The sequence below is a fragment of the Variovorax sp. FG153 genome (genome assembly GCF_057809595.1).
Map to the genome: position 1 here is coordinate 89,013 of NZ_JBMDKG010000009.1, position 26,201 is coordinate 115,213.

A 26,201-nucleotide genomic window follows, 5' to 3' on the forward strand; every position below is an offset into this window, starting at 1 on the left:
GGCTCGGCCGGCGGCGCGCCGTGGCGAACGATCAGAACGCGAAGTTCGCGGTGACCTTGAACGAGCGTGGCGTGCCCGGCGTGTAGCGGTAGCCCGACTTGTTGATGGCCGCCACGTAGTCCTTGTCGAACAGGTTGTAGACGTTCAGCTGCAGGTCCACGTTCTTGTTGATCCGGTAGGACGCCATGGCGTCGACCACCCAGTACGACTCGACGTAGGCCGGCGTGCCGACCGCGCCGTCCGTGCCGCGGTACAGCTTGCCGTTGTAGCGCGCGCCGCCGCCGATCGTCAGTCCGAACGGCAACTGGTAGGTGGTCCACAGCGTGAAGGCGCGCTTGGGCGTGTAGGCCAACGCGGTCGAGCCGTCGGCCAGCACCGAGGGGCCGCTGAGCACGCGGGTGTTCATCGTCGTGAAGCCCGTGGTCACGCCCCAGTTGTCGGTGATCGCGCCCGACACGCCGAGCTCGATGCCCTGCACGCGCTTCTTGCCGGTCTGGTAGTACTGCTGCGAGACCGAGTCCTGCACCACCTCGTTGCTGACGTCGGTGCGGTAGAGCGCGGCCGTCAAGGCGAGGTGCTTGTTGAGCACGTCCCACTTGGTGCCGAGCTCGTAGGTCTTGGCCTTCTGCGGCAGGAAGTCGGTGCGCGCGGCGCTGTTGCCGGTGCCGCCCGCGGCGAGCTGGAAGTTCGAGCCGCCCGGCGGTTGCGCTGCCGTGCCGTAGGCGGCATAGACGCTGCCGTTCTCGGTCGGCTTGTAGACCAGGCCGATCTTGCCCGACCACAGGCTGTCCGACAGCTTGAGGTTGGTCGGGGTCAGCACGCCGCTGGTGGCGTTCAGCGCCGTCGAGTCGAACTTGGTCGAGTAATGGTCGTAGCGCAGGCCGCCGGTCAGCATCCACTGCTCGTTGAACTTGACCGTGTCGAACACGTAGGCGCCGACGGTGGTGGTCTCGCCCGAGGTGGTGGTGCCGTTCGGGATGCGGTTGTAGCCGATCACGTAGGGGTTGGGCGCGTACAGGTTGGCGGCCGGCCAGGCGCCGCTGTTGGAGAAGCCCGGAACGTTGAAGACCTTGGCGTTCTGGCCGTAGTAGCCCACCGAGTCCTGCTTTTCGCGGATCAGTTCCACGCCGGCGTTGAGCGTGTGGCCCACGCTGCCGGTGTTGAACTTCGCGCTCACGTTCGTCTGGTTCGTGAAGATCGTGTTTTCCTGGTCCTTGTTGGTCGGCGAGCTGCGCGCGATGGTCCAGCCCAGGGGGACGAACTGGTTGGGCGTCAGCAGGTTGGCCGTGCTGCCCATGAAGGAGGTCAGCAGGTAGTCCTGCTGCGTCTTGGCATAGCGCGTGGTGTTGCGGATCGTGATGTCCGGCGTCAGGTCATGCTCGACGCGCGCCGTGAACATGTCGGTCGTGACGTGGTCGAAGTCCGAGCTCGTGCCGTAGAAGTTCTTCGAGTTCACGCGCGAGGCGTAGTTGAGGTAGCCGCGCTTGGTGTCGGGCGTCGAGAAGCCGGGCAGGCCGATGGTGGGGACGCCGCCGTCGGGAATGTTGTTCTGCTCGACGTGCACGAAGTCGAAGAAGAAGCGCGTCGGGCTGTTCAGGCCCAGGGCCAGCGAGGGCGCGACCGCCCAGCGCTTGTTCTTCACGAAATCGCGGCCGGCCACGCCGGCGTCCTCGGCCACGGCGTTCAGGCGGAAGGCCGCGCCGATGCCGTTCTCGCCGCTGAGCGACTTGTTCCAGTCGATGCTGCCGCGCTTGAAGTCGGCGCTGCCGAAGCCCAGCGAGCCCGTGAAGCTGTCGTCGAGCTTGGGCTTCTTGGTCACGAGGTTGATGTAGCCGGTGGGCGAGGTGCGGCCCACGTCGGTGCCCGAGGGGCCCTTCACGACTTCAACCTGGTCGATGTTGAAGGTGTCGCGCGAGATCGAGCCGATGTCGCGGATGCCGTCGACGAAGATCGCGCTCGAGCTGTCGAAGCCGCGCATGAACACCGCGTCGCCGGTGTTGGTGTTGCCGTTCTCCCCGAGGAAGAAGGTGCCCACGCCGGGGGTGTTGCGCAGCGCTTCGGTCAGCGTGGTGGCGCCCTGGTCGCGCAGCACCTGCTCCTTGATGACCTGCACGGTCTGCGGCGTGTTCACCAGCGGTGCCGTGAACTTGGGATTGGCCGAGGTGTCGGCCTTGAAGTCGGCGGCGACCGAACCCTCGACGCGAATCTCGGGCAGCACGCGCGAGGGCTGCTGCTGGGCGATGGCAGGGGCAGAGAGGGCGATCAGCGTGGCGGCTGCGGCGCCCGAGACCTGGGGAACGGCGCGCGCGACGGCGTGCTTCCGGCTCTTGATATAGGAGGTGGCCATGAAGGTTCTCGAAAAAGGAAAAAACGCCCTGAGAACTCGACTGGCGATGCCCTGCGCGCGTGCTTGCGGAAGCACTGGCGGGCTGGCTGGGTGAGCGAACTGCGGGAGGGCAGAAGTAAAAACCGTGTCAAATGATAATGTTTATCAATACGAACACTGAGTACTTTTGCTGGAATATTCCTCTGTTGCTTTGTAAAGTAGATACTTTGTTGCAGTGATGCAACTGCTAATTCTGTGGAAATTGTTGACAGGGTTGCAACAATGCTAGGCGGCATCGGCCGCCGAGGGCTTCAGTAGACGTCGCGTCTGTAGCGCCCCGAGCCGACCAGCTCGGCCCACAGCGCCTCGCCGGCCACCTGTCGCAGCGCTGCATCCACGCCCGCGGCCATTCCTTGCAGGCTGCCGCACACGTACACGGCCGCGCCGCGCGCGAGCCATTCGCGCAGCGCATCGGCGCGCTGCAGCAGCCGGTGTTGCACGTAGAGCCGCTCGGCCTGGTCGCGCGAGAACACCATGTCGAGTTCGCTCAGCGCGCCTTCGCGCTGCCAGCCCTCGATCTCGTCGCGGCAGAGGAAGTCGCGCGCCGCGTGGCGCTCGCCGAACACCAGCCAGTTCTCGTGCCGGCCCGCCGCGATGCGCGCGCGCAGGTGGGCGCGCAGGCCGGCCAGTCCGGTGCCGTTGCCGATCAGGATCAGCGGGCGCGAAGCATTGCCCTCGAGGCGGAAGCCGCGGTGCGCGCGCAGGCGCAGCGCCACCGTGTCGCCGATGGCCAGCGTCGAGGTCAGATGGCCCGACGCCATGCCCAACGTGCCGTCGGGATGTTGTTCCTGCCGTACCAGCAACTGCAGCTCGCCATCGGCGGGCAGCGAGGCGATCGAGTAGTCGCGCGGCCGCGATGGATCGCTCGCGACCGCCATCTGCACCAGGTCGCCCGAGTCCCAGGCCGGCATCGCACCGGCCTGCGGCACCAGGCCGAGCAGGAAGACCGGCGCGCCCGCGCTGCCGGGATTGAGCAGCTTGCGATGCGCGAGACGCCACGGAGCGAAGGCGCGGCTTTCTTCCTCGTCGTGCGCGACCTCGGCATCTTCCCATCGCGCATGCCACATGGCCAGCGCCTCGGGATCGCCGTTATCGACCTCGACGCGCGCGAAGGACGGCGTCGCGCCCTGGCCTTGCAGCCAGTCGTCGAGCTGGCGCCCGAAGCCGCAGAAGTTCGCGTACTGGCGGTCGCCCAGGGCCAGCACCGCGTAGCGCAGCGCGGAGAGATCGGTGTGCTCGGCCATCGCCTTTTCGGCGAACAGGCTGGCGCCATCGGGCGCATCGCCTTCGCCATAGGTGCTGGCCACGAACAGCGCCTGCCGCGCGTCGCGCAGGGTGGCGGCGTCGAGCGCATTGAGTTCCATCACGCGCACCGGCGTGCCGGCCGCGCGCAGGCGGCGCGCGGTCTGCCAGGCGATGGCTTCGGCCTGGCCGGTCTGGCTGGCGAACAGCACCAGCGTCGGAGGCACCGTGCCGTCGCCCGCCAGTGCCTGCGCCGCGCGCGCGGTGGCCGCGACAGCGCGGCGTTCGCGCGTGTAGATCGCCAGGCACATCGCGCCGTAGGCGGCCACGGTGGAGCCCGCGGCCAGCGCGCGCAGCAGTGTCTCGTTCATGCCGAGGCGGTCCGTTCGGTCCAGGCCGGCGTCGCGCGCAGGCTCGGCGCTTCGTCGCCCTGCGTCGCATGCGCGACGAACAGCGCCGCGATGCCGCGCGCCTCGGCGAAGACGAAGCCTTCCTCGGCTCCGAGCACCGTCAGCACCGTGGCCAGCGCGTCGGCCTGCATGCACTGCGCGTGCAGCACGGTGACGCTCGCGAGCCCGGCCGGCACGGGCTCGCCGCTGCGCGGATCGATGGTGTGCGACCAGCGGCGGCCTGCGTGCTCGCGCTGGTGCCATCGATCGCCGGAAGTGGCGATCGCGAGGCCGTCGAGCGCCACGTGCACCGGTGCGGGCAGTTCGCCGTCGACCTGCACGCGCCACGGCTGTCCGCCGGGGCGCCGGCCCACGCCGCGCAGTTCGCCGCCGATCTCGAACAGGAAATCCTCGAGGCCGAGCGCCTGCAGGGCCTCGACGCCGTGATCGACCGCGAAGCCCTTGGCGATGCCCGAGAGATCGAGCGCGAAGCCGCCGGGTTGGGTCAGCGTGGCCGTTGCGTCATCGGCCATTTCGAAGGCGAGCTTTCGCCAGCCCGTGCGCTCGCGTGCCGCTTCAAGAGCGTCCGTGTCGATGGGGCCATCGTTTGCATCGGGGCCGAAACCCCAACTGGCCACCAGTGCGCCGACCGTCGGATCGATCGCGCCGCCGCTGTCCTCGGCCCATTGCAGCGCGCAGGCCATCACGCGCGCGAACTCGGCCGGAAGCGTGTACCGCGTGCCCGCCGGCGCGCGGTTGAAGCGCGAGATCCCGGCGTCGGCCTCCCAGTGGCTCATCTGCGCGATCACGCGCGCCAGCGCCGATTCGACCGCCTCGCGCACCTCGGCCAGCGGACGCATGCCGGGGTTGTCGAAGCGCAGCGACCAGGTCGTGCCCATGGTCCGGCCGGCCAGCTGGTGCAGGCGGGCCGGATCGGCGAGGCGCGGCACGGCCGCGTTGGCGTAGCCGCCGTGCCAGGAACCGCGGGAGGCGAAGGAAAGGCCCAAGGCGGTCAGGGCATGACTTCGAGCGTGGCCGCGTAGCTCAGGCGGCGTTCCTTGGCGTTCGGCACGGTGGTCTTGCCGTCGCGCGTGGACACGTCGAGCCAGTACATGCCGGCGCTCGGCCAGGTCACGCTGAACTGGCCCTTGTCGTCGGTCTTGACCTTGAACTCCTCGAGCTTGTCGCGGTACTGCGTGTTGCCCGCGGTCACCGTCACTTCGAGGTCCTTGGCGGGCTGGCCGTCCAGGTGCAGCGTGAAGCTCGCCTTCTCGCCCTTGGCGAGGTCGGTCGGGCTGCCGGCGGAGATCAGCTCCAGCCCCTGGCCGATCGGCTTCAGCGCCGAGGGCTTGCCGACGGTGACGAAGGTCTCGATGCGGCCCGAGGACTGGGTGATGGTCACGTCCTGCGCATCGGCCGGGATCTCCTTGGCGATGGTCTCGGGCGTGCCGCGCGCGCGCTTGTTCTGGCCGGTGGCCTTGTCCTTCCAGCTCGCGAAGGCGCCGCCGTTGATCACGGCGATGCGGTAGGTGCCGGGCTGCGCGACCGGCACGTCGAACACGTTGCGCTGCTTGAGCTTGGCTTCGCTCTCGGGCTTGACGGTGCTGCCGTCGGGCGCGGTGATCTGCAGGCCCTCGAGGCGCAGCGGCGCATGGTTGGCGACGAACAGGTCGTTCGACACCGCGGCATCGACGCTGACCGTGTCGGCCTTCGAGAACACGGTGCCCGAGGGCAGCAGCCAGGCGTTGTGCGCCTGGGACAGCGGGGCGATGGCGACGAAGGCGGCGGCGATGGCGGCGGCGCGCAGGCGGAGGGTGTTCATGGCGATTCCTTGGAGGTGAGCGGCGAAGGTGCGGGGCGATGTGGCGGTCAGGGCTTGAGCTCTAGCTTGATTTCGCCCAGTTCTTCCTTGCCCGAAGCGCTCGGCTGCGAGGCGCTGGCCGGCGGCCACTGGAACGGGATGCTCACGACCTCGCGGCCGCCGACTTCGCGCGCGGCTTCCACCACCAGCTTGTAGCTGCCCGGCGCCAGTTGCGGCATCGGCGCGCTGCCGTCGGTGAAGTTCAGCTGGTGCTTGCCCGCGGGCTTGGTCGCGCCGGTCACGCCGTCGATCGGCACCGACAGGTCGCGGCCGCCGCGGCGCCACCACTGGCGCATGTCCTTGAGCCACTTGGTGCCTTCGCCCTCGGGGTTGTTGGTCTTGGTGCGCACGTCGTACCAGACCGCCAGCGTGCCGGCCACGGTGTTGTCGGCGCGCTCGATCCAGGTCGCGATGTAGGGGCGGTGGTATTCCGACACGTTGAGGCGCGGTACCTCGATGTTGACGCCGAGACTGGCCGAAAAGGCCGGCGCTGCGAAAAGCGCCGACATGGCGAGCGGTGCGAGCGAGTAGCGGATGTGCACGAGAGGGGCCTCTTTCTTCGAAACGGACGAAACCAAAGTCAGTGGATGAAAAGCAGCGCGAGCAGCAGCGGCACCACCAGCCCCATGCCCACCATCGGCCAGGTGAAAGGGCGGTTGCCCGCATGCATCTTGAGAATGAACAGGCCGGTGATCGAGAAGACCAGCGCGGCACCCGCGAAGATGTCGATGAACCAGCTCCAGGCGGTGCCGGTGTTGCGGCCCTTGTGCAGGTCGTTGAAATAGGAGAGCCAGCCGCGGTCGGTGCGCTCGTATTCGGCCTCGCCGTCGGCCAGGCTCAGGCGCAGCCAGGCGTCGCCGCCGGGGCGGGGCAGCGACAGGTAGATCTCGTCGTCCGACCATTCGGCCTCGCGGCCGGCGGTGTCGATGTCCCAGCGCTGGCGCACCCAGGCCTGGAGTTCGGCGGGCAGCGCGGCCTTGCCCTTGGCCGCCGTGTTCGCCTTGACCTCGCCCATGGCCGATTCGAGGCGGGTGCGCAGCGCCTCGTCGACGGTCGCGTGCAGCCGCGTGACCTGCGGCTTGCCCTCGATCTGCCCCGCGTGGTTGAGCGTGAAGCCGGTGACGCTGAACAGCACCATGCCGATCAGGCAGATGGCGGAGCTGACCCAGTGCCATTCGTGCAGGGTCTTGAGCCAGTAGGCGCGGCGGCGATTGTCGGGGGAGGCGGCATTCATTGGCGGCCGGCATTTTAGGCGCGCAAATGAGAATTGATTTCGTTTGGCAATCGGGTTCGACCCTTGCCGAAGGGGGGCGATCCTGTCGAATCTAAGGTAAATCCTTTGTCTTATGCTATTAATTGGATAGCGTGTGAAGTTTGGTAAAGGCCAAACGCACGCCCAAAAAAAAGCGGGACCGAGGTCCCGCAGTTGTCGCGTGCCGTGAAATGCGAAGGAGAGACTTACTCGATCTCGCCCATTTGCGACTGCAGGTAGTTCTGCAGGCCCACGCGGTCGATCAGGTCGATCTGGGTCTCGAGGAAGTCGATGTGCTCCTCGGTGTCGTCGAGGATTTCCTGCAGCAGGTCGCGCGAGACGTAGTCGCGCACCGATTCGCAATGCGCGATGCCGTCCTTGATGGTGGCTTGCGCGCCGGTCTCGGCACCGAGGTCGCAGCGCAGCAGTTCGGGTACGTCCTCGCCGATGTTCAGCTTGCCCAGGTCCTGCAGGTTCGGCAGGCCGTCGAGCATGAAGATGCGGTCCATCAGCTTGTCGGCATGCTTCATCTCGCCGATCGATTCTTCGTATTCCTTCTTGGCCAGCTTGTCGAGGCCCCAGTGCTTGAGCATGCGGTAGTGAAGGAAGTACTGGTTGATCGCAGTCAGCTCGTTCTTGAGCTGCGCCTGCAGATGCTCGATGACCTTGGGATCGCCCTTCATGGTGTTTTTCCTTCTTATGAAAGCAGTAAAGGCCGCGATTGTCGGAGGGCGGGGGAGGGCGGCGCAAGCAAAGCCATGCATTCGCGGTCTGCATGCGTGTGATGGCGATACACGTTCGCATTGAGACGCGGCGAGCCCATCGCAAACATAGCGGCTTCCAATACTTTTAATAGTTCTTGGCTATTAAAAATGCAATATTGGTAGCTATACTCATGGCTCGCACTTATTTTTCCACCCGCAGCATCCAAGGAATCTTCATGTCCCTGATCAACACCCAAGTCCTGCCCTTCAAGACCCAGGCCTACCTCAACGGCAAGTTCATCGATGTGTCCGACGAAACGCTCAAGGGCAAGTGGTCCGTGCTGATCTTCATGCCGGCGGCTTTCACCTTCAACTGCCCGACCGAAGTCGAAGACGCGGCCGACAACTACCCCGAGTTCCAGAAGCTGGGTGCCGAGGTCTACATCGTGACCACCGACACGCACTTCTCGCACAAGGTCTGGCACGACACCTCGCCGGCCGTGGGCAAGGCCAAGTTCCCCCTGGTGGGCGACCCGACCCACACGCTGACCAACAACTTCGGCGTGCACATCCCCGAAGAAGGCCTGGCACTGCGCGGCACCTTCGTGATCAACCCCGAAGGCATCATCAAGACCGCCGAAGTGCACTCCAACGAGATCGCCCGCGACGTCAAGGAAACCCTGCGCAAGCTCAAGGCAGCGGTCTACACCGCCGCCCACCCGAACGAAGTCTGCCCGGCCAAGTGGAATGAAGGCGACAAGACCATCGCCCCGTCGTTCGACCTCGTCGGCAAGATCTAAGGCGCTCCGCGCGAAAGCCCGGGCGCTCACGAGGCCCCCGGGCTTTCTTGTCCCCAGTTGATAGTTTCCAGTTATCGAAAGAGAGTTCCTCATGCTCGACGCCAGCACCAAAGCCCAATTGAAGAGTTACCTCGACCGCGCCACGCAGCCGATCGAGATCGTCGCCTCGCTCGACGACAGCAAGGCCTCGGACGAAGTGCTGTCGTTGCTGAAGGACGTGGCCGAAGCCTCGCCGCTGGTCCGCCTGAGCGAAAGCCGCGACGACAACCACCGCAAGCCCTCGTTCTCGGTCAACCGCCCGAGCGAAAACCATGGCCCGCGCTTCGCCGGCCTGCCGATGGGCCATGAATTCACCTCGCTGATCCTCGCGCTGCTGCAGATCGGCGGCTACCCGCCGAAGGTGGAGCAGGCCGTGCTCGACCAGATCAAGGCGCTCGACGGCGATTTCGAGTTCGAGATCTACGTCTCGCTGACCTGCCACAACTGCCCCGACGTGGTCCAGGCGCTGAACCTGATGGCGGTGCAGAACCCGCGCATCCGCACCACGATGATCGAGGGCGGCACCTTCCAGGAAGAAGTGAAGGAACGCCAGGTGATGGCCGTGCCCACCGTGTTCCTCAACGGCACCGAGTTCGGCCAGGGCCGCATGAGCCTCGAAGAGATCCTCGCGAAGATCGACAACAGCGGCGTCGAGCGCGAAGCCAAGAAGATCGCCGCCAAGGACCCGTTCGACGTGCTGATCGTCGGCGGCGGCCCCGCGGGCGCCGCGGCGGCCGTGTATGCGGCGCGCAAGGGTATCCGCACCGGCGTGGCCTCCGAGCGTTTCGGCGGCCAGGTGCTCGACACCATGGGCATCGAGAACTTCATCTCGATCAAGGAGACCGAGGGACCGAAGTTCGCCCATGCGCTCGAGGAGCACGTGCGCGACTACGAGGTCGACATCATGAACCTGCAGCGCGCCAAGGCGCTGATTCCGGGTGAGGGCCTGATCGAGGTGCAGCTCGAGAGCGGCGCGTCGCTCAAGAGCAAGTCCGTGATCATCTCGACCGGCGCGCGCTGGCGCAACATCAACGTGCCCGGCGAGCACGAGTTCAAGAACAAGGGTGTGGCCTATTGCCCGCACTGCGACGGTCCGCTGTTCAAGGGCAAGCGCGTGGCCGTGATCGGCGGCGGCAACTCGGGCGTCGAGGCGGCGATCGACCTGGCCGGCATCGTGGGCCATGTCACGCTGATCGAGTTCGACACCCAACTGCGCGCCGACGCGGTGCTGCAGCGCAAGCTGCACAGCTTGAAGAACGTCGACGTGTTCACCAACGCGCAGACCACCGAGATCACCGGCGACCAGAAGGTCAACGGCTTGGTCTACAAGGACCGCGCGACCGGCGAAGCCAAGCGCGTCGAACTCGAGGGCGTGTTCATCCAGATCGGCCTGGTGCCCAACACCGACTGGCTCAAGGGCACGATCGAACTGTCGAAGCACGGCGAGATCGTGGTGGACGCGAAGGGCCAGACCTCGGTGCCCGGCGTGTTCGCCGCGGGCGACGCGACCACGGTGCCGTTCAAGCAGATCATCATCGCGGCCGGCGACGGCGCGAAGGCGGCGCTCGGTGCATTCGATCACCTGATCCGCACTTCAGCCCCAGCTTGAGTGGGTCCATCGGCGGTCAGATGAGAATTATTCTCATAAAATAGTTTTCAGAGGCTCGCACGCCGCGCATCGCGGCGAGAACACCAAGAAAAGAGAACCGAGCCTCCCGCCGCCAGCCAGGTCAGCCGCGCAGTTTCCGCTGCGCCGAGGTCCAGCAAGCCGTTGTCCATTCCAACGCTTGCCGGACCTTTTTCGTGGCCGCCACCTCTACCCGTTCCTCGCGCTTCGAGCGCCCGTTTTCCTCTTCTTCCTCTTCCCGACCCGTGCGTGCGCGCCGCGCGCTGCTGCCCTGGCTGATCGCCAGCGGCTTCGGCGCCGCGGCGCCGGCCTGGGCCCAGCAGCCGCCCCCGCAGCAGGTCGCCGCGCTCGGCGAGATCGTGGTCAGCGGCTCGCGCTCCGAACAGGAGAAGGACGCGCTGCCGGTCAGCGTGGAGGTGCTCAACCGCGAGACGATCGAATCGAAGCAGATCAACGACATCCGCGACGCGGTGCGCGACCTGCCGAACGTCTCGGTCAAGCGCTCGCCGGCGCGCTTCGGGCTCGCGCAGGGCAACACCGGGCGCGACAACAACGCCGGCTTCAACATCCGCGGCCTCGACGGCAACCGCGTGCTGCTGCTGACCGACGGCATCCGCACGCCGCGCAGCTACGTCTTCAGCGCCAACGCCTTCGGCCGCGACTACTTCGACATCGGCCTGATCGAGCGCATCGAGATCCTCAAGGGCCCGGCCTCGGCGCTCTACGGCTCCGACGGCCTCGCGGGCCTGGTCAACTTCATCACGCGCGATCCGTCCTCGTTCCTGCGCGACGGCAAGAGCTTCGGCGGCAGCGCCAGCCTGGGCTACAGCGGCGACGACAACGGCCGCCGCGCCGGCGTCACGCTCGCGGGCAAGCCCAGCGACACGCTGCAGTGGCTGCTCTCGGCCAACCTCGGCCGCTCGCACGAGCTCGAGAACCGCGGCAGCTACAACGCGCCCAATGCCGACCGCACCACGCCCAACCCGCAGCGCGACCGCAGCGGGGCGCTGCTGGCCAAGGTCATCCTCACGCCCAATGCCGACCAGCGCCACGGCTTCACCTTCGAGCACATCGAGAAGACCAGCCGCTACGACCTGCTGTCGGGCCTCGCGAAGCCGCCCTATGCCTCGACCTCGGTGGTCGGCCTCAATGCCCGCACCGACCTGCAGCGCGACCGCTTCACCTACGACGGCCGGTTGCGCCTGAATTCGGTCGTGGCCGACAGCCTGCAGGCCACGGTGAGCTACCAGAAATCGAAGTCGCGCGAGTACATCTTCGAGGACCGCTTCAGCGCCGCCGACCGTTCGCGCGACGTCACCTACGACGAGAGCACCTGGCAGTTCGGCCTGCAGGCCGACAAGCTGGTGCGCACCGGGGACTGGGCGCAGAAGATCACCTACGGCTTCGACTACGCGCGCACCAACGTCGAGAACCTGCAGACCGGCCTGGTGCCGCCTGCGGGCGAGAGCTATCCGCTCAAGCGCTTCCCCGACACGCGCGAGACCTCCTCGGCCTTCTATGTGCAGGACGAGTTCATCCATGACCGCTGGAGCATCACGCCCGGCATCCGCTTCGACCGCTTCTCGCTCGACGCCAAGCAGGCCGGCTTCAACGCGCAGGCCGTCTCGCTCTCGGGCTCGGCGGTCTCGCCCAAGCTCGGGGTGCTGTTCCGCGCCACGCCGCAATGGAGCGTCTACGGCAACTACGCCTCGGGCTTCAAGGCGCCCAACGCGCTCCAGGTCAACAACTTCTTCGAGAACACGATCTCGGGCTACCGCACGATCCCGAACCCCAACCTCAAGCCCGAGAAGAGCCAGAACGTGGAGCTCGGCGTGCGCGGGCGCACCGGCCTGCTGAACTTCGACGTCGCCGCCTTCAGCGGCAACTACAAGGACCTGATCGAGAACGACCGCCAGGTCGGCGGCGTGTTCGGCTCGCGCGTGAACCCGGCCACCTTCCAGTCGGTCAACATCGGCCGCGCGCGCATCAGCGGCTTCGAGGTCAAGGGCGAGCTCGACTTCACCGACAACGGCAATGGCTTCTCGGTGCCCTTCGCCTGGGGCCAGACGCGCGGGCGCGACCGCAGCAACAACCGGCCGCTGAACTCCATCGATCCGCGCAAGCTCAACCTCGGCCTGGCCTACAAGGCGCCGGCCTGGTCGGTGCGGCTAGACGCGGTGCACCATGCGGCCAAGAAGCGCTCCGACGTGGATGGGGCCGAGATCACCACCGGCGGCGTGCAGTTCCTCACGCCCTCGGCGACCACGCTGGACCTGAGCGCGCAGTGGCGCATCAACCGCGACCTGCGCCTCAACGCCTCGATCACGAACCTCACGAACAAGCGCTACTGGATGTGGAGCGACGTGCGCGGCCTGACCTCCACCGCGCTGATCCGCGACGCCTACACGCAGCCGGGACGCAGCTTCAACGTCTCGCTCGTGGCCGACTTCTGAGCCACCGACTTCAACACAGGAAGGACCACCGACGATGAATGCCGACGACATCCGCCTCCGTTTCGCCGAGCTGCGCGCCAAGGGCATGCGCCACAAGGACGCCGCGGCCGCCATAGGGCTGGCCGAGGGCGCCGCGATCGCGGCCCATGCGGGCGCGCACGACCAGGCCCTGCGCGCCACGCCGCTGCGCGGGCCGTGGCTGGCGCTGCTGCAGTCGCTCGAGGCCTGCGGGCCGCTGCTGGCGCTCACGCGCAACGAGACCACGGTGCACGAGAAGACCGGCATCTACGAGAAGCTCTCGGGCGGCGAGGCCATGGGGCTCGCGCTCGGCGAGGCGATCGACCTGCGGCTGTTCTTCAGCCGCTGGCACGCGGGCTTCGCGGTGGACGAGGCGGCCGCCAATCCCGGCGTGCCGTCCTCGCTGAGCCTGCAGTTCTTCGACGCGCACGGCCTGGCGGTACACAAGATCTTCGTGCGCGAGGCCACCGACCGCGGCGCGCTGCAGGCGGTGATCGATGCGCATGCGGCGCCGGAGCTGCAGGTGGCGTTCAAGCCGGCCGAGCCCAAGCCCGCACCGCGCGCCGACGCCGCCATCGATGCCGGCGCGCTGGTCGAGGCCTGGCGCGGCATGCAGGACACGCACGAGTTCTTCGGCCTGCTCAAGAAGTTCGATGCCGAGCGCCAGCAGAGCTTCCGGCTCGCCGAGGGCGAGTTCACGCGGCGCGCCGCGCTGCATGCGGTGGGCGACCTGCTACAGGAAGCGGCCTTCAGCGGCACGCCGATCATGGTCTTCGTGGGCAGCCCCGGCTGCATCCAGATCCACACCGGGCCGGTGGTGCGCGTCGAGCCGATGGAGATGCCGGCGCGTGGCGACGCCGCGCCGATGCGCTGGCTCAACGTGCTCGATCCCGGCTTCAACCTGCACCTGCGCGAGGACCGCATCGCGAGCGTGTGGATCGTCGAGAAGCCCACCAGCGACGGCCACGTGACCTCGGTCGAGGCCTTCGACGGCGAGGGCGAGCTGATGGCGATGTTCTTCGGCGCGCGCAAGCCCGGCGTGCCCGAGCGCGAGGACTGGCGCACGCTGGTGCGCGGGCTCGCGCGGCTGCCCGCGGCGGCACCGGCCGCCTGATCGCGCGGACGTCTTTCTCCTTGCCCCACGTTTTTTCTCCATGACCGAAGAACGCATCTCCTCCTCCCTCGTCCGCCGCCGCGACGCACTGCGCCTCGCCGCAGCTGCCTCGCTCGGCGCCGCCGCGCTGCCCTTGTTCGCCCAGTCGCCCGAGGCGAAGAAACTGCCGCGGCTCATCACCGTGAGCGGCGCGATCACCGAGGTGGTGTACCTGCTCGGCGCCGAAGGCCAGCTCGTCGGTACCGACACCACCAGCCTTTATCCGGCCGCGGCGCGCGGCACGCCCAAGGTCGGCTACATGCGGCAGCTCTCGGCCGAGGGGCTGCTGTCGCTCAAGCCCGATGCCGTGATCGCCACCGATGAGTCGGGCCCGCCGGTGGTGCTCGACCAGGTGCGCTCGGCCGGCGTCAAGGTCGAGATCGTGCAGGCCGACCACAGCTGGGGCGAGGTGCAGCGCAAGATCCAGGTGGTGGGACGCGCCGCGGCCCGTGAGGCGCAGGCGCGCGCGCTGCAGGTGAAGCTCGATGCCGAGTGGGCCCAGGTGCAGCAGCGCGTGGCCGCCGCGCAGGGCCGCAAGCCGCGCGTGCTGTTCGTGCTCTCGCACAGCGCGAGCCCGCAGGTGTCGGGCGAGAAGACCGCGGCGCACGCGGTGATCGGCTATGCGGGCGGCGTCAATGCGCTCGGCGGCTTCGAGGGCTACCGGCCGATGACGGCCGAGGCCATGGCCACGGCCGCGCCCGACATCGTCATGACCAGCGACCAGAGCATCGAGGCCCATGGCGGCGTCGAGCGCTTCTGGCAGCGGCCCGAACTGGCGCTCACGCCGGCGTTCAGGAAGCGCTCGCTGGTCACGCTCGACGCCTTGCTGCTGCTGGGCTTCGGCCCGCGCATGCCGGCGGCGATCGCCGAGCTGCATCCGAGGTTCTTGGCCGCGGTGGCATGAACCAGCGCTTCCCGCCGCGGGCCGTGCTGGCCGGCTGCGCGCTGCTGCTCGCCGTCGCGCTGGCGCTCGGCGCGGTGTCGGGCGCCTACGCGATCAGCCTGCCGCAACTGTGGAAGGTGCTGGCCTCGCTGGGGCAGGGCGCCGGGGCCGACAAGTCGCCCGAATACCTGGTGTTCTTCAACATCCGCCTGCCGCGCCTGGTGCTCGGCGTGGCGGCCGGCGCGGGCCTGGGCATGGCGGGCACGCTGATGCAGGGGCTGTTCCGCAACCCGCTGGCCGATCCCGGCCTGGTGGGCATCAGCAGCGGCGCCGCGCTGGCGGCCGGCGTGACCATCGTGCTGGGTGCCTGGTTCATGCCGCTGCTGCCGCGCACGCTCGGCAGCTGGACGCTGGTGGTCATGGCCTTCGGCGGCGGCCTCTCGGTCACCTTGCTGATCTACGCGCTGTCGCGCAGCGAGGGCGGCACGCGCATGGCGCTGATGCTGCTCGCGGGCATCGCGGTCAATGCGCTGGCGGGCGCCGGGCTCGGCTTCCTCAGCGTGATGGCCACCGACGAGCAGCTGCGCAGCCTGCAGTTCTGGCTGCTCGGCAGCCTGGGCGGCGCGCGCTGGAGCGCGGTGATCCTGGTCGGCGTGGCGGTGCTGCTGGCCTGCTTGGCGGCCGCCTCGCTGGCCGCGCCGCTCAACGCGATCGCGCTGGGCGAATCGCAGGCGGCGCTGCTGGGCGTGGACGTGGAGCGCATCAAGCGGCGCGCCATCGTCGTCACGGCGGTGGCGGTGGGCGCCGTGACGGCCACCACCGGGATCATCGGCTTCATCGGCCTGATCGCGCCGCACTGGGTGCGCATGGTGGCCGGGCCCGACCACCGCGTGGTGCTGCCCGCCTCGGCGCTGCTGGGCGCGGCGCTGGTGCTGGTGGCCGACACGGTGGCGCGCACCGCGATGGCGCCGGCCGAGCTGCCGCTGGGCGTGCTCACGGCCTTCATCGGCGTGCCGATGTTCCTGCTGATGCTGCGGCACTTCCGGGGGCGCATATGAAGGCGCCGGACCTGAACCAGGGGCTGCGTTGCGAGGATGCCGAGGTGCGCATCGGCGCCAAGGCGCTGCTCTCGCGGGCCTCGGTGCAGCTGGCGCCCGGCCGGGTGACGGCGATCCTCGGTCCCAACGGCGCGGGCAAGTCGACCTTGCTGTCGGTGCTGTCGGGACAGCGCGAGCCCACGGCGGGCCGGGTGCTGCTCGACGGCCGGCCGCTGCGCGCCCACGGCATGCCGGCGCTCGCGCTGCGGCGCGCGCTGATGCCGCAGGAAAGCGCGGTGGCCTTCGACTTCAGCGCGCGCGACGTGGTCGCGCTGGGCCGCTATCCGCACCGGCTGGCGCCCGCGCCCGACGAGGACGCGATCGTCGCCGCGGCCATGGCGCTGACCGACGTGTCGGCGCTCGCGCCGCGCGTCCTCAACACGCTGTCGGGCGGCGAGAAGGCGCGCGTGCACATGGCGCGGGTACTGGCGCAGCTGTGGCATCCGCGCGCCGACGGGGCCGCGCGCTGGCTGCTGCTCGACGAGCCGACGGCCGCGCTCGACCTGGCCCACCAGCATGCCGCGATGCGGCTGCTGCGCGGCTGGGCCGGACAGGGCGTCGGCGTGGTGGTGGTGCTGCACGACCTGAACCTGGCGCGGCGCTATGCCGACGAGGTGGTGGTGCTGGGCGTGCCGGATATCCCTGGCGGGCTGCGCCAGGGGCCGACCGCCGAGGTGCTGGCGCCGCCGCTGATCGAGGCGGTCTGGCGCATGCCGTGCCAGGGCGTGGTCGGCGCGGACGGGACGGTGCAGTACCTGTTCGGTTAGGAGCCGCCGCCCGGGGCGCTCAGTAGGTCAGCCGCTCCGGCCGCAGCTCCTGCAGGATCGTGGTCGCGATCTCCTCGATCGACTTGGTGGTGGTCGAGAGCCAGCGGATGCCGGCGCGCCGCATCATGGCCTCGGCCTCGCTGACCTCGTGGCGGCAGTTCTCGATGCTGGCGTAGCGCGAATTCGGCCGGCGCTCGTTGCGGATCTCGCTGAGCCGCTCGGGCTGGATGGTCAGGCCGAAGATCTTCTTGCGGTGCGGCATGAGCGCCGGCGGCAGCTGGCGGCGGTCGAAGTCTTCCGGAATCAGCGGGTAGTTGGCCGCCTTCAGGCCATGCTGCATCGCCAGGTAGAGCGAGGTGGGCGTCTTGCCGCTGCGGCTCACGCCCACCAGGATGACGTCGGCGCCCTGCAGGTCGCGGTTGCTCTGGCCGTCGTCGTGCTGCAGGCTGAAGTCGATCGCGGCGATGCGGTCGTTGTATTCCTTGCTCTTGCTGACGTCGCTGAAGCGGCCGATGCGGTGGTTGGACTTCATCGCCAGCTCGATCTCGAGCGGGCGCACGAAGGTGCCGAACATGTCCAGCAGCATGCCCTTGCAGCCGGTTTCGATCACTTCCAGCACGTCCATGTTGGCCAGCGTGGTGAAGACGATCGGGCGCACGCCCTCGAGTTCGGCCGTGTGGTTGATCTGCCGCACCGCCTGGTGGGCCTTGTCGACCGTGTCGGTGAAGGGCAGCCGCACGTGGCGCGGTTTCATCTCGAACTGGGCGAGCACGGCGTTGCCGAAAGTCTCGGCCGTGATGCCCGTGCCGTCGGAAACGAAGAAGACAGTTCGTGTGTGCATGGTCTGGCGGTGTTGTCCTGCGACGCGCGCGGCCCCGGCGCGCCTACAATCCGCCCCATTATCGGGATTCCGCCCCTCGGCACCCACCGTATCTTTCCTTCCATGCCCACCGCGTCCGCACCCAGAGCAACGACAACGATCGTGCCGCGCCGTCCGCATGGAATGCAGCAGGTTTCAACTTCTGGAGCTTTCCCATGTCTGCACTTTTCGACGCGACCGCCCTGGTCGTACCGTTTGAAAACCTGAGAATGACCGACGTCGAGGCGGTTGGCGGCAAGAACGCCAGCCTCGGCGAGATGATCTCGCAGCTGCCCCAGGGCGTGCGCGTGCCCACGGGCTTCGCGACCACCGCCCATGGCTTCCGCCAGTTCCTGGCCCACGACGGCCTGGCCGACAAGATCAGCAAGCGCCTGGCCGCGCTCGACACCGAGGACGTGCGCGCGCTGGCCACCGCCGGCGCCGAGATTCGCGCCATGGTCGAGGCCCAGCCCTTCCCGGCTGACCTCGAGAAGGCCATCCGCGATGCCTTCGCCGCCCTGAGCGCCGGCAACCCGCAGGCCTCGTTCGCCGTGCGTTCCTCGGCCACCGCCGAAGACCTACCCGACGCCTCCTTCGCCGGCCAGCAGGAAACCTTCCTGAACGTCGTCGGCATCGAGGACGTGCTGCACAAGATGAAGGAGGTGTTCGCCTCCCTCTACAACGACCGCGCCATCAGCTACCGCGTGCACAAGGGCTTCGCCCACGACGTGGTGGCGCTGTCGGCCGGCGTGCAGCGCATGGTGCGCTCCGACCTCGGCGCGGCCGGCGTGATGTTCACCATCGACACCGAGTCGGGCTTCGAGGACGTGGTGTTCATCACCTCGAGCTACGGCCTGGGCGAGACCGTGGTGCAGGGTGCCGTGAACCCCGACGAGTTCTACGTCCACAAGCCCACCCTGAGTGCCGGCAAGCGCGCGGTGATCCGCCGCAACCTGGGCTCCAAGCTGATCCAGATGGAGTTCGCCACGCCCGAGGAGAAGAAGGCCTCGGGCAAGCTGGTCAAGACCACCGACGTGAAGGCCGAGCAGCGCAACCGCTATTCGCTGACCGACGACGAGGTCGAGCAGCTCGCCAAGTACGCGCTGGTGATCGAGCAGCACTACGGCCGCCCGATGGACATCGAATGGGGCAAGGACGGCACCGACGGCCAGATCTACATCCTGCAGGCCCGTCCCGAGACCGTGAAGAGCCAGCAGCAGGGCAAGGCCGAGCAGCGCTTCAAGCTGCTGGGCCGCGGCGCCGTGCTGGCGGAAGGCCGCGCGATCGGCCAGAAGATCGGCACCGGCCCGGTGCGGCTGGTCCACAGCATCAGCGAGATGGACAAGGTGCAGGCCGGCGACGTGCTGGTCACCGACATGACCGACCCGAACTGGGAGCCGGTGATGAAGCGCGCCGCGGCCATCGTCACCAACCGCGGCGGGCGCACCTGCCACGCGGCCATCATCGCGCGCGAGCTGGGCATCCCGGCCGTGGTCGGTTGCGGCGACGCCACCGACCTGCTGAAGGACGGCACCCTGGTCACCGTGAGCTGCGCCGAGGGCGACACCGGCTACATCTACGACGGCCTGCTCGAGACCGAGGTCACCGAGGTCCAGCGCGGCGTGATGCCCGAGATCGACATCCAGCTGATGATGAACGTCGGCAACCCGCAGCTGGCCTTCGACTTCGCGCAACTGCCCAACCACGGCGTGGGCCTCGCGCGGCTCGAGTTCATCATCAACAACAACATCGGCGTGCACCCGAAGGCGATCCTCGACTACCCGAACGTCGACAACGACCTCAAGAAGGCCGTCGAGTCGGTGGCCCGCGGCCATGCCTCGCCGCGCGCCTTCTACGTCGACAAGGTGGCCGAGGGCATCGCCACCATCGCCGCGGCCTTCTGGCCCAAGAAGGTGATCGTGCGCCTGTCGGACTTCAAGTCGAACGAGTACCGCAAGCTGATCGGCGGCAGCCGCTACGAGCCCGAGGAAGAGAACCCGATGCTGGGCTTCCGCGGCGCGGCGCGCTACCTCAGCGAGGACTTCGGCCAGGCCTTCGCCATGGAATGCGAGGCGCTCAAGCGCGTGCGCAACGACATGGGCCTGACCAACGTGCAGATCATGGTGCCCTTCGTGCGCACGCTGGGCCAGGCCGAGCGCGTGACCGGCCTGCTGGCCAAGTACGGCCTCAAGCGCGGCGACAACGATCTCAAGCTGATCATGATGTGCGAGGTGCCGAGCAACGCCATCCTGGCCGACGAGTTCCTCGAGTACTTCGACGGCTTCTCGATCGGCTCGAACGACCTGACCCAGCTCACCTTGGGCCTGGACCGCGATTCGGGCCTCGAGCTGCTGGCGGCCGACTTCGACGAGCGCGACCCGGCCGTGAAAGCCATGCTGAGCCGCGCCATCAAGGCCTGCAAGGACAAGGGCAAGTACGTCGGCATCTGCGGCCAGGGCCCGTCGGACCATCCCGACTTCGCGCTGTGGCTGGCGGAGCAGGGCATCGAGTCGATCTCGCTCAATCCCGACAGCGTGATCGACACCTGGCAGCAGCTCGCCCAGCGCTGAGCCGGCGCGACCTGCGGGAATCCCCATGCGGGGATTCCCGTGTCAGGCTGGTGTCAATCTCTTGGATTGGCGTTTCCGGTGTCAGACTCGTGACATTCATCACGAGGCGGCGGTGATCGACCCAAGCTTCCGTGGCGTGCGGCGATCCCGCTCGCGGCGGCGGTCGGCCGGCATTCCGTCGGGAGACACGCATGATTCTTGTCAAGACGGAGGCCGGCCAGCAGGTCCTCAAGGACCGCTCGGTCCCGCTGTCGCCGCGGCAGCGCACCGCTTTCATCCTGTTCGACGGCAAGCGTTCGGTCGACGACGTGATCGCCGCTGGCGCGGGCATCGCGCGCGAGGACATCGACCAGATGGTGTCGCTGGGCCTGCTGAGTCCGCCAGGCGGCGCCGCGGCGGAGGCGCCGGCGGCGGATTCCGCCGAGGTGGCGCCCAAGGCGTCTTCCGGCCGCAGCAGCCAGCAGCGCTACACCGACGCCTATCCCATCGCCACGCGGCTCACGGCCAGCCTCGGGCTCAAGGGGGTGCGGCTCAACCTGCAGGTCGAAGCGGCAGGGGGCTACGAGGACCTCGTGGCGCTGGCGCCGAAGATCCGCGCGGCGGTCGGGCCCGAGAAAGCCGAGCCGCTGGACCGGGCGCTCTACGACTGAACCCGCCCGTCGTCGGTGCCGTGCCGGCACCCGATTTGGCGTTTTCCCGAAGTTATGGCTACAATAGCCGGCTTTGCCTTGCCACACCGCGCCGACGCTGCGGGTGGCTTCAACCCCTTCTTCCGGTCTGCCGGGGGAGAAACCCACAAGGAGTGCCATGCGTCACTACGAAATCATCCTGCTGATCCACCCGGATCAAAGCGAGCAAGTTCCGGCCATGCTGGAGCGTTACAAGGGCCTGATCACGACCGGCGGCGGCAAGATCCACCGCGTCGAGGACTGGGGCCGTCGTCAACTGGCCTACCAGATCAACAAGCTCAACAAGGCGCACTACCTGTGCGTCAACATCGAAGCCGAACAGGCCGTGATGAGCGAACTGGAACACGCCTTCAAGTTCAACGACGCCGTGCTGCGCCACCTGACCGTTCAGAAGAAGAAGGCCGACACCGGTCCTTCGTCGATGATGAAGACGGTCGAGCGCGAAGAAGCCCGCAAGGCTCAGCAGGCCGAATACGCCGCCGCCAACAACAACAACTGATGTCGGCGTGAGTGCTGCCGTTGCGGCGGCAACCGGGGTCAACCAGCTTCTGCTGTCCGCCCATGTTGCCGAACTCGGTACCTTGCGATTCACCCCGGCCGGCTTGCCCGCCATCGACCTGAAGCTCGAACACGAGTCGACCCTTCAGGTGGCGGGACAGTCCAGGCAGGTGAAGACGGCCCTCAAGGCCGTTGCCTTCGGCGCCATCGCCGAGCGGCTCGCAAAGCAGTCGATGGGAAGTCTCTGGCGATTCCAGGGGTTCCTCTCGACACCGGCCAACGGCAAGCTCCCGGTCCTGCACATCCAGGATTTTCAGCAAGATTAATTTTCGACAAGAGGTCCCTCCATGGCCACGTTCAAGAAATTCAACAAAGACAAGCGCCCGAAGCGCAACACCCAGTCGCTGCTGTTCAAGCGCAAGCGTTTCTGCCGCTTCACCGTCGCTGGCGTCGAGGAAATCGACTACAAGGACATCGACACGCTGCGTGACTTCATCAGCGAAAACGGCAAGATCATCCCGGCCCGCCTGACCGGCACCCGCGCGATCTACCAGCGTCAGCTCAACACCGCGATCAAGCGCGCCCGCTTCCTCGCCATGGTCCCGTACAGCGACCAGCACCGCGTCTAAGAAGGAGACACAGCATGCAAGTCATTCTTCTGGACAAGGTCATCAACCTCGGCACCCTCGGTGAAATCGTCAAGGTCAAGGACGGTTACGCCCGCAACTTCCTGATCCCGTCGGGCCGCGCCCGCCGCGCCACCGCCGCCAACAAGGCCGAGTTCGAAGCCAAGCGCGCCGAACTCGAGAAGGCCGCCGCCGCCAAGCTGGCCGAGTCGCAAGCCCAGGGCGAAAAGCTCTCCGGCACGACCGTCAAGCTGACGCAGAAGGCTGGCGTCGACGGCCGCCTGTTCGGCTCGGTCACCAACAGCGACATCGCTGAAGAACTGGGCAAGCAAGGTTACAAGGTCGCGAAGTCGCAGGTTCGCCTGCCGAACGGCCCGATCAAGACCGTGGGCGACACCACCGTCAGCGTCTCGCTGCACACCGACGTGGTGGTCGACATCAACGTGACGGTCTACGGCGAAACCGCCTGATCGTTTCGGCGCGTCCTTGATGCGCTGCCAGAAGCCGCCCTCGGGCGGCTTTTGTTTTTTGTGCCCGCCAGCGGAAGTTGTCCCGCCGGCTGCACCGGAAGTTCACCTGTTATTCACAACCTTGTCCACGTGACGCCGCGGGGTGCGCGGCTTAGCATGGAGGGTTGCAAGGAAGCCCATGTCCGCCGTCTTTTCCTACGCCGACAACGATCCCTCCGACCGCCAGGTCGCGCAGCTGCGCATCCCGCCGCATTCGATCGAGGCCGAATCGAGCGTGCTGGGCGGCCTGCTGCTCGACAACACGGCCTGGGACCGCATGGGTGACCTGCTGGTCGACGGCGACTTCTACCGCCATGAGCACAAGCTGATCTTTGCCGCCATCGGCGGCCTGATCAACGGCAGCAAGCCGGCCGACGTGATCACGGTCTACGAGCAGCTGCAGACGCTCGGCAAGGCCGACGAGAGCGGCGGGCTGGTCTACCTGAACTCGCTCGCGCAGTACGTGCCGAGCGCGAGCAACATCCGGCGCTACGCCGAGATCGTTCGCGAGCGCTCGATCCTGCGCAAGCTGGTCTCGGCCAGCGACGAGATCGCGACCAACGCCTTCAATCCGCAGGGCAAGACGGTCGACAAGATCCTCGACGAGGCCGAGCAGAAGATCTTCAACATCGGCGAGGAAGGCACGCGGATGAAGCAGGGTTTCCAGAGCATGGATTCCCTGGTGGTCGAGCTGCTCGACCGCGTGACCGAGATGGCCGACAACCCGAACGACATCACGGGCGTTCGCACCGGCTTCTACGAGTTCGACAAGATGACCTCGGGCCTGCAGCCCGGCGACATGATCGTGCTGGCCGCGCGCCCCTCGATGGGGAAGACCTCGCTGGCGATCAACATCGCCGAGCACGTGGCGCTCAACGAGGGGCTGCCGGTGGCGGTGTTCTCGATGGAAATGGGTGCCTCCCAGCTCGCGGTGCGTATCGTCGGCTCGATCGGCCGCATCGACCAGGGCCACCTGCGCACCGGCAAGCTCACCGACGAGGAATGGCCGCGCCTGACCGAAGCCATCGAGAAGCTGCGCACCGTGTCGCTGCACATCGACGAGACGCCGGGCCTGTCGACCAGCGAGCTGCGCGCCAACGCGCGCCGGCTGGCGCGCCAGTACGGCCGCCTCGGCCTGATCGTGGTCGACTACCTGCAGCTGATGTCGACCAGCATGTCGGGCGACGAGAACCGGGCCACGGCCGTGGGCGAAATCTCGCGCGGCCTGAAGATGCTGGCCAAGGAGCTCAAGTGCCCGGTGATCGCGCTGTCGCAGCTCAGCCGCGGCGTCGAGAGCCGCACCGACAAGCGTCCCATGATGAGCGACCTGCGCGAATCGGGCGCCATCGAGCAGGACGCGGACATCATCATGTTCATCTACCGCGACGACTACTACAACAAGGAGTCGAAGGAGCCGGGCGTGGCCGAGGTGATCATCAGCAAGCACCGGAACGGCCCCACGGGCACCGTCAAGCTGGCCTTCCTCAAGCCCCTCACCAAGTTCGAGAACCTGGCGATGGGCAGCGACGACTTCTGAACTCGCGTCTTCAACGCGGTTCGGTGGAGCGCGCGAGCGCGACGCCCGCATCGGACGCGGTCGGCGCGCCCTCGGGCCAGCGCTTCTGCAGCCGCCTGGCCTCGGCGGCCTCGGCTTTCACCTGGCGCAGCATGTCGGCCATCGTCTTGCCGGGTTCGTCGCGAAAGCGCTCGGCCAGCACCTCGACCGCGTCGATGCGGTCGATGCGAAAACCGCGGAAGTCCTCGCGCAGCTCGCACCAGGTCGACAGCGTCCAGACCTTCCCCCAGTAGAAGCAGCCCAGCGGCCGTACCGTGCGCTCGCTGGGTTCGCCCGCCACGTCGCGGTAGACCAGGTGCAGCTTGTGGCGCGACTGCACCGCTTCGCGCAGCGTCTGCAGCCGCTCGCGCAGCAGGTCGCTCAGGCCCAGCGCGGGCGCGTAGAGCGCCAGCGCCTCGGCCGACACGCGCGCCGAGGGCGGCAGCACCGAGAGGATCTTGCCCAGCCCGGTCTCGATGTCGCGCGCCATCGCCGGGTCGACCCAGCTCTGCGCGAGCCGGGCCGCGGCCACCAGCGCCGAGGCCTCGTCCTGGGTGAACATCAAGGGCGGCAGTTCGAAGCCCGCGCCGAGCCGGTAGCCCACGCCGGCCTCGCCCTCGATCGGCACGCCCTGGTGCTGCAGGTCGGCGATGTCGCGGTAGACCGTGCGCTCCGAGACCTCGAGCCGTTCGGCCAGGAAGGCGGCCGTGGTCAGGCGCCGGCCACGGATCAGCTGGACGATCTGGAACAGGCGATCGGCGCGGCGCATCAGCGCTCGCTCTTCGGGATGCTCATGCCACTCCGATGTGGATCTCTACCTTGTCCGGCCCCTCGTAGGCTTCGAAATCGCTGCGGTAGCGGCGCGCGATCTCCGGGTGCGCCTCGAAATACTGCCAGATGCGCTGCCAGGTGGCGATCACCATCTGCGGCATCTCGCCCTGGCCGGTGAAGACCAGGTAGTCGCCGGCCTCGATGGCCACGCTGTCCGCGCCGCCCGAGACGGCCACGCCCACGCTCAGGTCGAAGGGGCCGTGGGCATCGGATTCGTAGGCGGAATAGACACCGAAGATGCGCGTGTCGCCCGTGCGATGGGGCGTGGCTTCGTAGGTCTGCTCGCCGAAGAAGCGTCCCCACAGCGCGCCGATGCGGGCGGTCGCGGGGTTGCTCTCTTCGCGGTTGGTGGTGCGGACCGTGAGGCCCGCGACCCGGAAGGCGTCGTGGTGGAGTCGCTCGGGTTCCATGGTGTTCTTCTCCTGCAGAGGTGATCTCGGTTCTCGTCGTTCAGAGGGCCAGCGTTTTCAGGTCCGCCTTCATGCTGCGTGCGATCAGTGCCATGTCGGCATCGCCGACGTCGAACAGGCCGAAGCGGAACTTGTAGCCCCATTGCTTCGGGTTCTCGATGAAGGCGAGGCGTTCGATCATCGGCGCGATCGGTGTCTCCAGCGCGTCGGCATAGCGCACGTCGCGGCGCCAGGGCACGAAGCCGCCGCCCATGTCGAACTCGTAGGCCTCGCCAGGCTGCACGATGCCGATCGACACGAAGCTCTGCAGCCTGTCCGTGCCGCCGAACACCGTGGCCGGCGAATAGTAGGCCACGCGATCGCCCGCGCCGACCCGCCGGAGCGGGCCCGGCTTGCCGTGGCAGGTCTGCATGAAGCCCAGCGGTCGGTGGTCGCGTCCGCGCCGGGCATGCTCGGCGCTCGCGACCGCAATCCAGTTGCGCTGCGGCATGGCGCTTCAGGCGAGGGCGTGCAGGCCGACTTCGTTGCCTTCGGTGTCACGCAGGTGGGCAATGAAGCCCATGCCGGGCGGCAGCGCCGACTTGGGCGCCACGATCTGTCCGCCGGCCGCTTCGATGCGCGACAGCACGGCGTCGATGCTGGGCATGCAATCCAGGTAGATGCGGATGCCGGTGCCCGCATTCGCCGCGCCCTTCGCGCCGGCTTGCAGGGCGCCGCCGGTCGCGGGATTGTCGTAAGGGAACACGGCCAGCGCGCCGCCGCCGAGATTTTCGCGGCGCAGCTTGCGGTCGAGCACGGTTTCGTAGAAGGCCTGGGCACGGTCCAGGTCGATGACGGGGATCTCGAACCAGCTGATGGCGTTGGTCATGAGGGGCTCTCTTTCATGGGTGTTGAGGAGCCTCGATGGTGCGGACCGGCTCCTGACAACGTCTTGTCAGGAGCCTGTCATCGCGGGACGAAGAAAAGCCCGCGCTGCTCCGGGG

Annotated in this window: 26 protein-coding genes; 14 read left to right on the forward strand and 12 right to left on the reverse strand. The window is 67.7% G+C overall.

The window, feature by feature from the left end:
• Positions 1–31 precede the first annotated feature (31 nt).
• From ACODT0_RS13070 to bfr, 7 genes are all read right to left on the reverse strand, one after another.
• Positions 32–2,347, reverse strand: coding sequence for a catecholate siderophore receptor Fiu (locus tag ACODT0_RS13070; RefSeq protein ID WP_422097462.1), 2,316 nt, complete (start codon positions 2,345–2,347; stop codon positions 32–34).
• A 290-nt stretch (positions 2,348–2,637) separates the two neighbouring features.
• Positions 2,638–3,999 (reverse strand): sulfite reductase subunit alpha, encoded by a 1,362-nt coding sequence (locus ACODT0_RS13075; RefSeq protein WP_489041454.1) that lies wholly within the window; start codon positions 3,997–3,999, stop codon positions 2,638–2,640.
• The gene (locus tag ACODT0_RS13080; protein ID WP_489041455.1) at positions 3,996–5,024 is read right to left on the reverse strand and encodes an FAD:protein FMN transferase; all 1,029 of its coding nucleotides are present in this window, start codon (positions 5,022–5,024) and stop codon (positions 3,996–3,998) included. The genes ACODT0_RS13075 and ACODT0_RS13080 overlap by 4 nt, the downstream gene beginning before the upstream one ends.
• Before the next feature lie 5 nt (positions 5,025–5,029).
• On the reverse strand, positions 5,030–5,839 hold the full coding sequence (locus ACODT0_RS13085; RefSeq protein WP_489041456.1) for a DUF4198 domain-containing protein: 810 nt from the start codon (positions 5,837–5,839) through the stop codon (positions 5,030–5,032).
• Positions 5,840–5,886: 47 nt separating this feature from the next.
• Positions 5,887–6,387: a DUF2271 domain-containing protein gene (locus tag ACODT0_RS13090; protein WP_489041490.1), complete on the reverse strand. Its 501-nt coding sequence runs from the start codon at positions 6,385–6,387 to the stop codon at positions 5,887–5,889.
• Positions 6,388–6,458: 71 nt separating this feature from the next.
• Positions 6,459–7,112, reverse strand: coding sequence for a PepSY-associated TM helix domain-containing protein (locus ACODT0_RS13095; protein WP_489041457.1), 654 nt, complete (start codon positions 7,110–7,112; stop codon positions 6,459–6,461).
• A 224-nt stretch (positions 7,113–7,336) separates the two neighbouring features.
• The gene (gene bfr / locus ACODT0_RS13100; protein WP_057595993.1) at positions 7,337–7,813 is read right to left on the reverse strand and encodes a bacterioferritin; all 477 of its coding nucleotides are present in this window, start codon (positions 7,811–7,813) and stop codon (positions 7,337–7,339) included.
• Between the two features lie 257 nt (positions 7,814–8,070).
• On the opposite strand from bfr, the gene ahpC reads away from it, so the two are divergent.
• The 7 genes from ahpC (at position 8,071) to ACODT0_RS13135 (ending at position 16,671) form a co-directional block, all read left to right on the forward strand.
• Positions 8,071–8,634 carry an alkyl hydroperoxide reductase subunit C gene (ahpC, locus tag ACODT0_RS13105; RefSeq protein WP_057595992.1) on the forward strand — a complete coding sequence of 188 codons (564 nt, stop codon included), beginning with the start codon at positions 8,071–8,073 and terminating at the stop codon, positions 8,632–8,634.
• 91 nt (positions 8,635–8,725) lie between these two features.
• Positions 8,726–10,282 carry an alkyl hydroperoxide reductase subunit F gene (gene ahpF / locus ACODT0_RS13110; protein ID WP_261213592.1) on the forward strand — a complete coding sequence of 519 codons (1,557 nt, stop codon included), beginning with the start codon at positions 8,726–8,728 and terminating at the stop codon, positions 10,280–10,282.
• Between the two features lie 194 nt (positions 10,283–10,476).
• Positions 10,477–12,753, forward strand: coding sequence for a TonB-dependent hemoglobin/transferrin/lactoferrin family receptor (locus ACODT0_RS13115; RefSeq protein ID WP_489041458.1), 2,277 nt, complete (start codon positions 10,477–10,479; stop codon positions 12,751–12,753).
• Between the two features lie 34 nt (positions 12,754–12,787).
• Positions 12,788–13,885 carry a hemin-degrading factor gene (locus ACODT0_RS13120; RefSeq protein WP_489041459.1) on the forward strand — a complete coding sequence of 366 codons (1,098 nt, stop codon included), beginning with the start codon at positions 12,788–12,790 and terminating at the stop codon, positions 13,883–13,885.
• Positions 13,886–13,925: 40 nt separating this feature from the next.
• Positions 13,926–14,828 carry a heme/hemin ABC transporter substrate-binding protein gene (locus tag ACODT0_RS13125; RefSeq protein ID WP_489041460.1) on the forward strand — a complete coding sequence of 301 codons (903 nt, stop codon included), beginning with the start codon at positions 13,926–13,928 and terminating at the stop codon, positions 14,826–14,828.
• Entirely contained in the window at positions 14,825–15,865 is a 1,041-nt protein-coding gene (locus tag ACODT0_RS13130) for a FecCD family ABC transporter permease (RefSeq protein WP_489041461.1), read from the forward strand. Before ACODT0_RS13125 ends, ACODT0_RS13130 begins: the two co-directional genes overlap by 4 nt.
• Positions 15,862–16,671, forward strand: a complete 810-nt coding sequence (locus tag ACODT0_RS13135) for a heme ABC transporter ATP-binding protein (protein ID WP_489041462.1) — start codon at positions 15,862–15,864, stop codon at positions 16,669–16,671. The genes ACODT0_RS13130 and ACODT0_RS13135 overlap by 4 nt, the downstream gene beginning before the upstream one ends.
• Positions 16,672–16,690: 19 nt before the next feature.
• Here the strand turns inward: ACODT0_RS13135 and ppsR are convergent, their stop codons facing one another.
• Positions 16,691–17,512, reverse strand: a complete 822-nt coding sequence (gene ppsR / locus ACODT0_RS13140) for a posphoenolpyruvate synthetase regulatory kinase/phosphorylase PpsR (protein WP_057595986.1) — start codon at positions 17,510–17,512, stop codon at positions 16,691–16,693.
• A gap of 194 nt (positions 17,513–17,706) precedes the next feature.
• Here ppsR and ppsA point away from each other — a divergent pair, with 194 nt between their 5' ends.
• The 7 genes from ppsA to dnaB all read left to right on the forward strand — a co-directional run bounded on the left by ppsA (position 17,707) and on the right by dnaB (position 23,959).
• The gene (gene ppsA / locus ACODT0_RS13145) at positions 17,707–20,100 is read left to right on the forward strand and encodes a phosphoenolpyruvate synthase (protein WP_057595985.1); all 2,394 of its coding nucleotides are present in this window, start codon (positions 17,707–17,709) and stop codon (positions 20,098–20,100) included.
• Positions 20,101–20,291: 191 nt separating this feature from the next.
• Positions 20,292–20,750 carry a hypothetical protein gene (locus ACODT0_RS13150; RefSeq protein WP_489041463.1) on the forward strand — a complete coding sequence of 153 codons (459 nt, stop codon included), beginning with the start codon at positions 20,292–20,294 and terminating at the stop codon, positions 20,748–20,750.
• 157 nt (positions 20,751–20,907) lie between these two features.
• Positions 20,908–21,288: a 30S ribosomal protein S6 gene (gene rpsF / locus ACODT0_RS13155; protein WP_057595983.1), complete on the forward strand. Its 381-nt coding sequence runs from the start codon at positions 20,908–20,910 to the stop codon at positions 21,286–21,288.
• A 7-nt stretch (positions 21,289–21,295) separates the two neighbouring features.
• On the forward strand, positions 21,296–21,613 hold the full coding sequence (gene priB / locus ACODT0_RS13160) for a primosomal replication protein N (protein WP_489041464.1): 318 nt from the start codon (positions 21,296–21,298) through the stop codon (positions 21,611–21,613).
• A gap of 21 nt (positions 21,614–21,634) precedes the next feature.
• A complete protein-coding gene (gene rpsR / locus ACODT0_RS13165) occupies positions 21,635–21,916 on the forward strand; it encodes a 30S ribosomal protein S18 (RefSeq protein WP_007830781.1) in 282 nt (93 codons plus the stop codon).
• 14 nt (positions 21,917–21,930) lie between these two features.
• The gene (rplI, locus tag ACODT0_RS13170) at positions 21,931–22,383 is read left to right on the forward strand and encodes a 50S ribosomal protein L9 (protein ID WP_057595982.1); all 453 of its coding nucleotides are present in this window, start codon (positions 21,931–21,933) and stop codon (positions 22,381–22,383) included.
• A gap of 178 nt (positions 22,384–22,561) precedes the next feature.
• Positions 22,562–23,959 (forward strand): replicative DNA helicase, encoded by a 1,398-nt coding sequence (dnaB, locus tag ACODT0_RS13175; protein ID WP_057595981.1) that lies wholly within the window; start codon positions 22,562–22,564, stop codon positions 23,957–23,959.
• Between the two features lie 10 nt (positions 23,960–23,969).
• Here dnaB and ACODT0_RS13180 read toward each other — a convergent pair whose 3' ends face one another.
• From ACODT0_RS13180 to ACODT0_RS13195, 4 genes are read right to left on the reverse strand one after another with little or no spacing between them, the layout of a single operon-like run.
• Entirely contained in the window at positions 23,970–24,746 is a 777-nt protein-coding gene (locus ACODT0_RS13180; RefSeq protein ID WP_489041465.1) for a helix-turn-helix transcriptional regulator, read from the reverse strand.
• Positions 24,747–24,768: 22 nt separating this feature from the next.
• Entirely contained in the window at positions 24,769–25,218 is a 450-nt protein-coding gene (locus tag ACODT0_RS13185) for a GyrI-like domain-containing protein (protein ID WP_172705654.1), read from the reverse strand.
• Positions 25,219–25,258: 40 nt separating this feature from the next.
• On the reverse strand, positions 25,259–25,708 hold the full coding sequence (locus ACODT0_RS13190) for an EVE domain-containing protein (RefSeq protein WP_057595978.1): 450 nt from the start codon (positions 25,706–25,708) through the stop codon (positions 25,259–25,261).
• A 6-nt stretch (positions 25,709–25,714) separates the two neighbouring features.
• A complete protein-coding gene (locus ACODT0_RS13195) occupies positions 25,715–26,086 on the reverse strand; it encodes a VOC family protein (RefSeq protein WP_489041466.1) in 372 nt (123 codons plus the stop codon).
• Positions 26,087–26,201 lie beyond the last annotated feature (115 nt).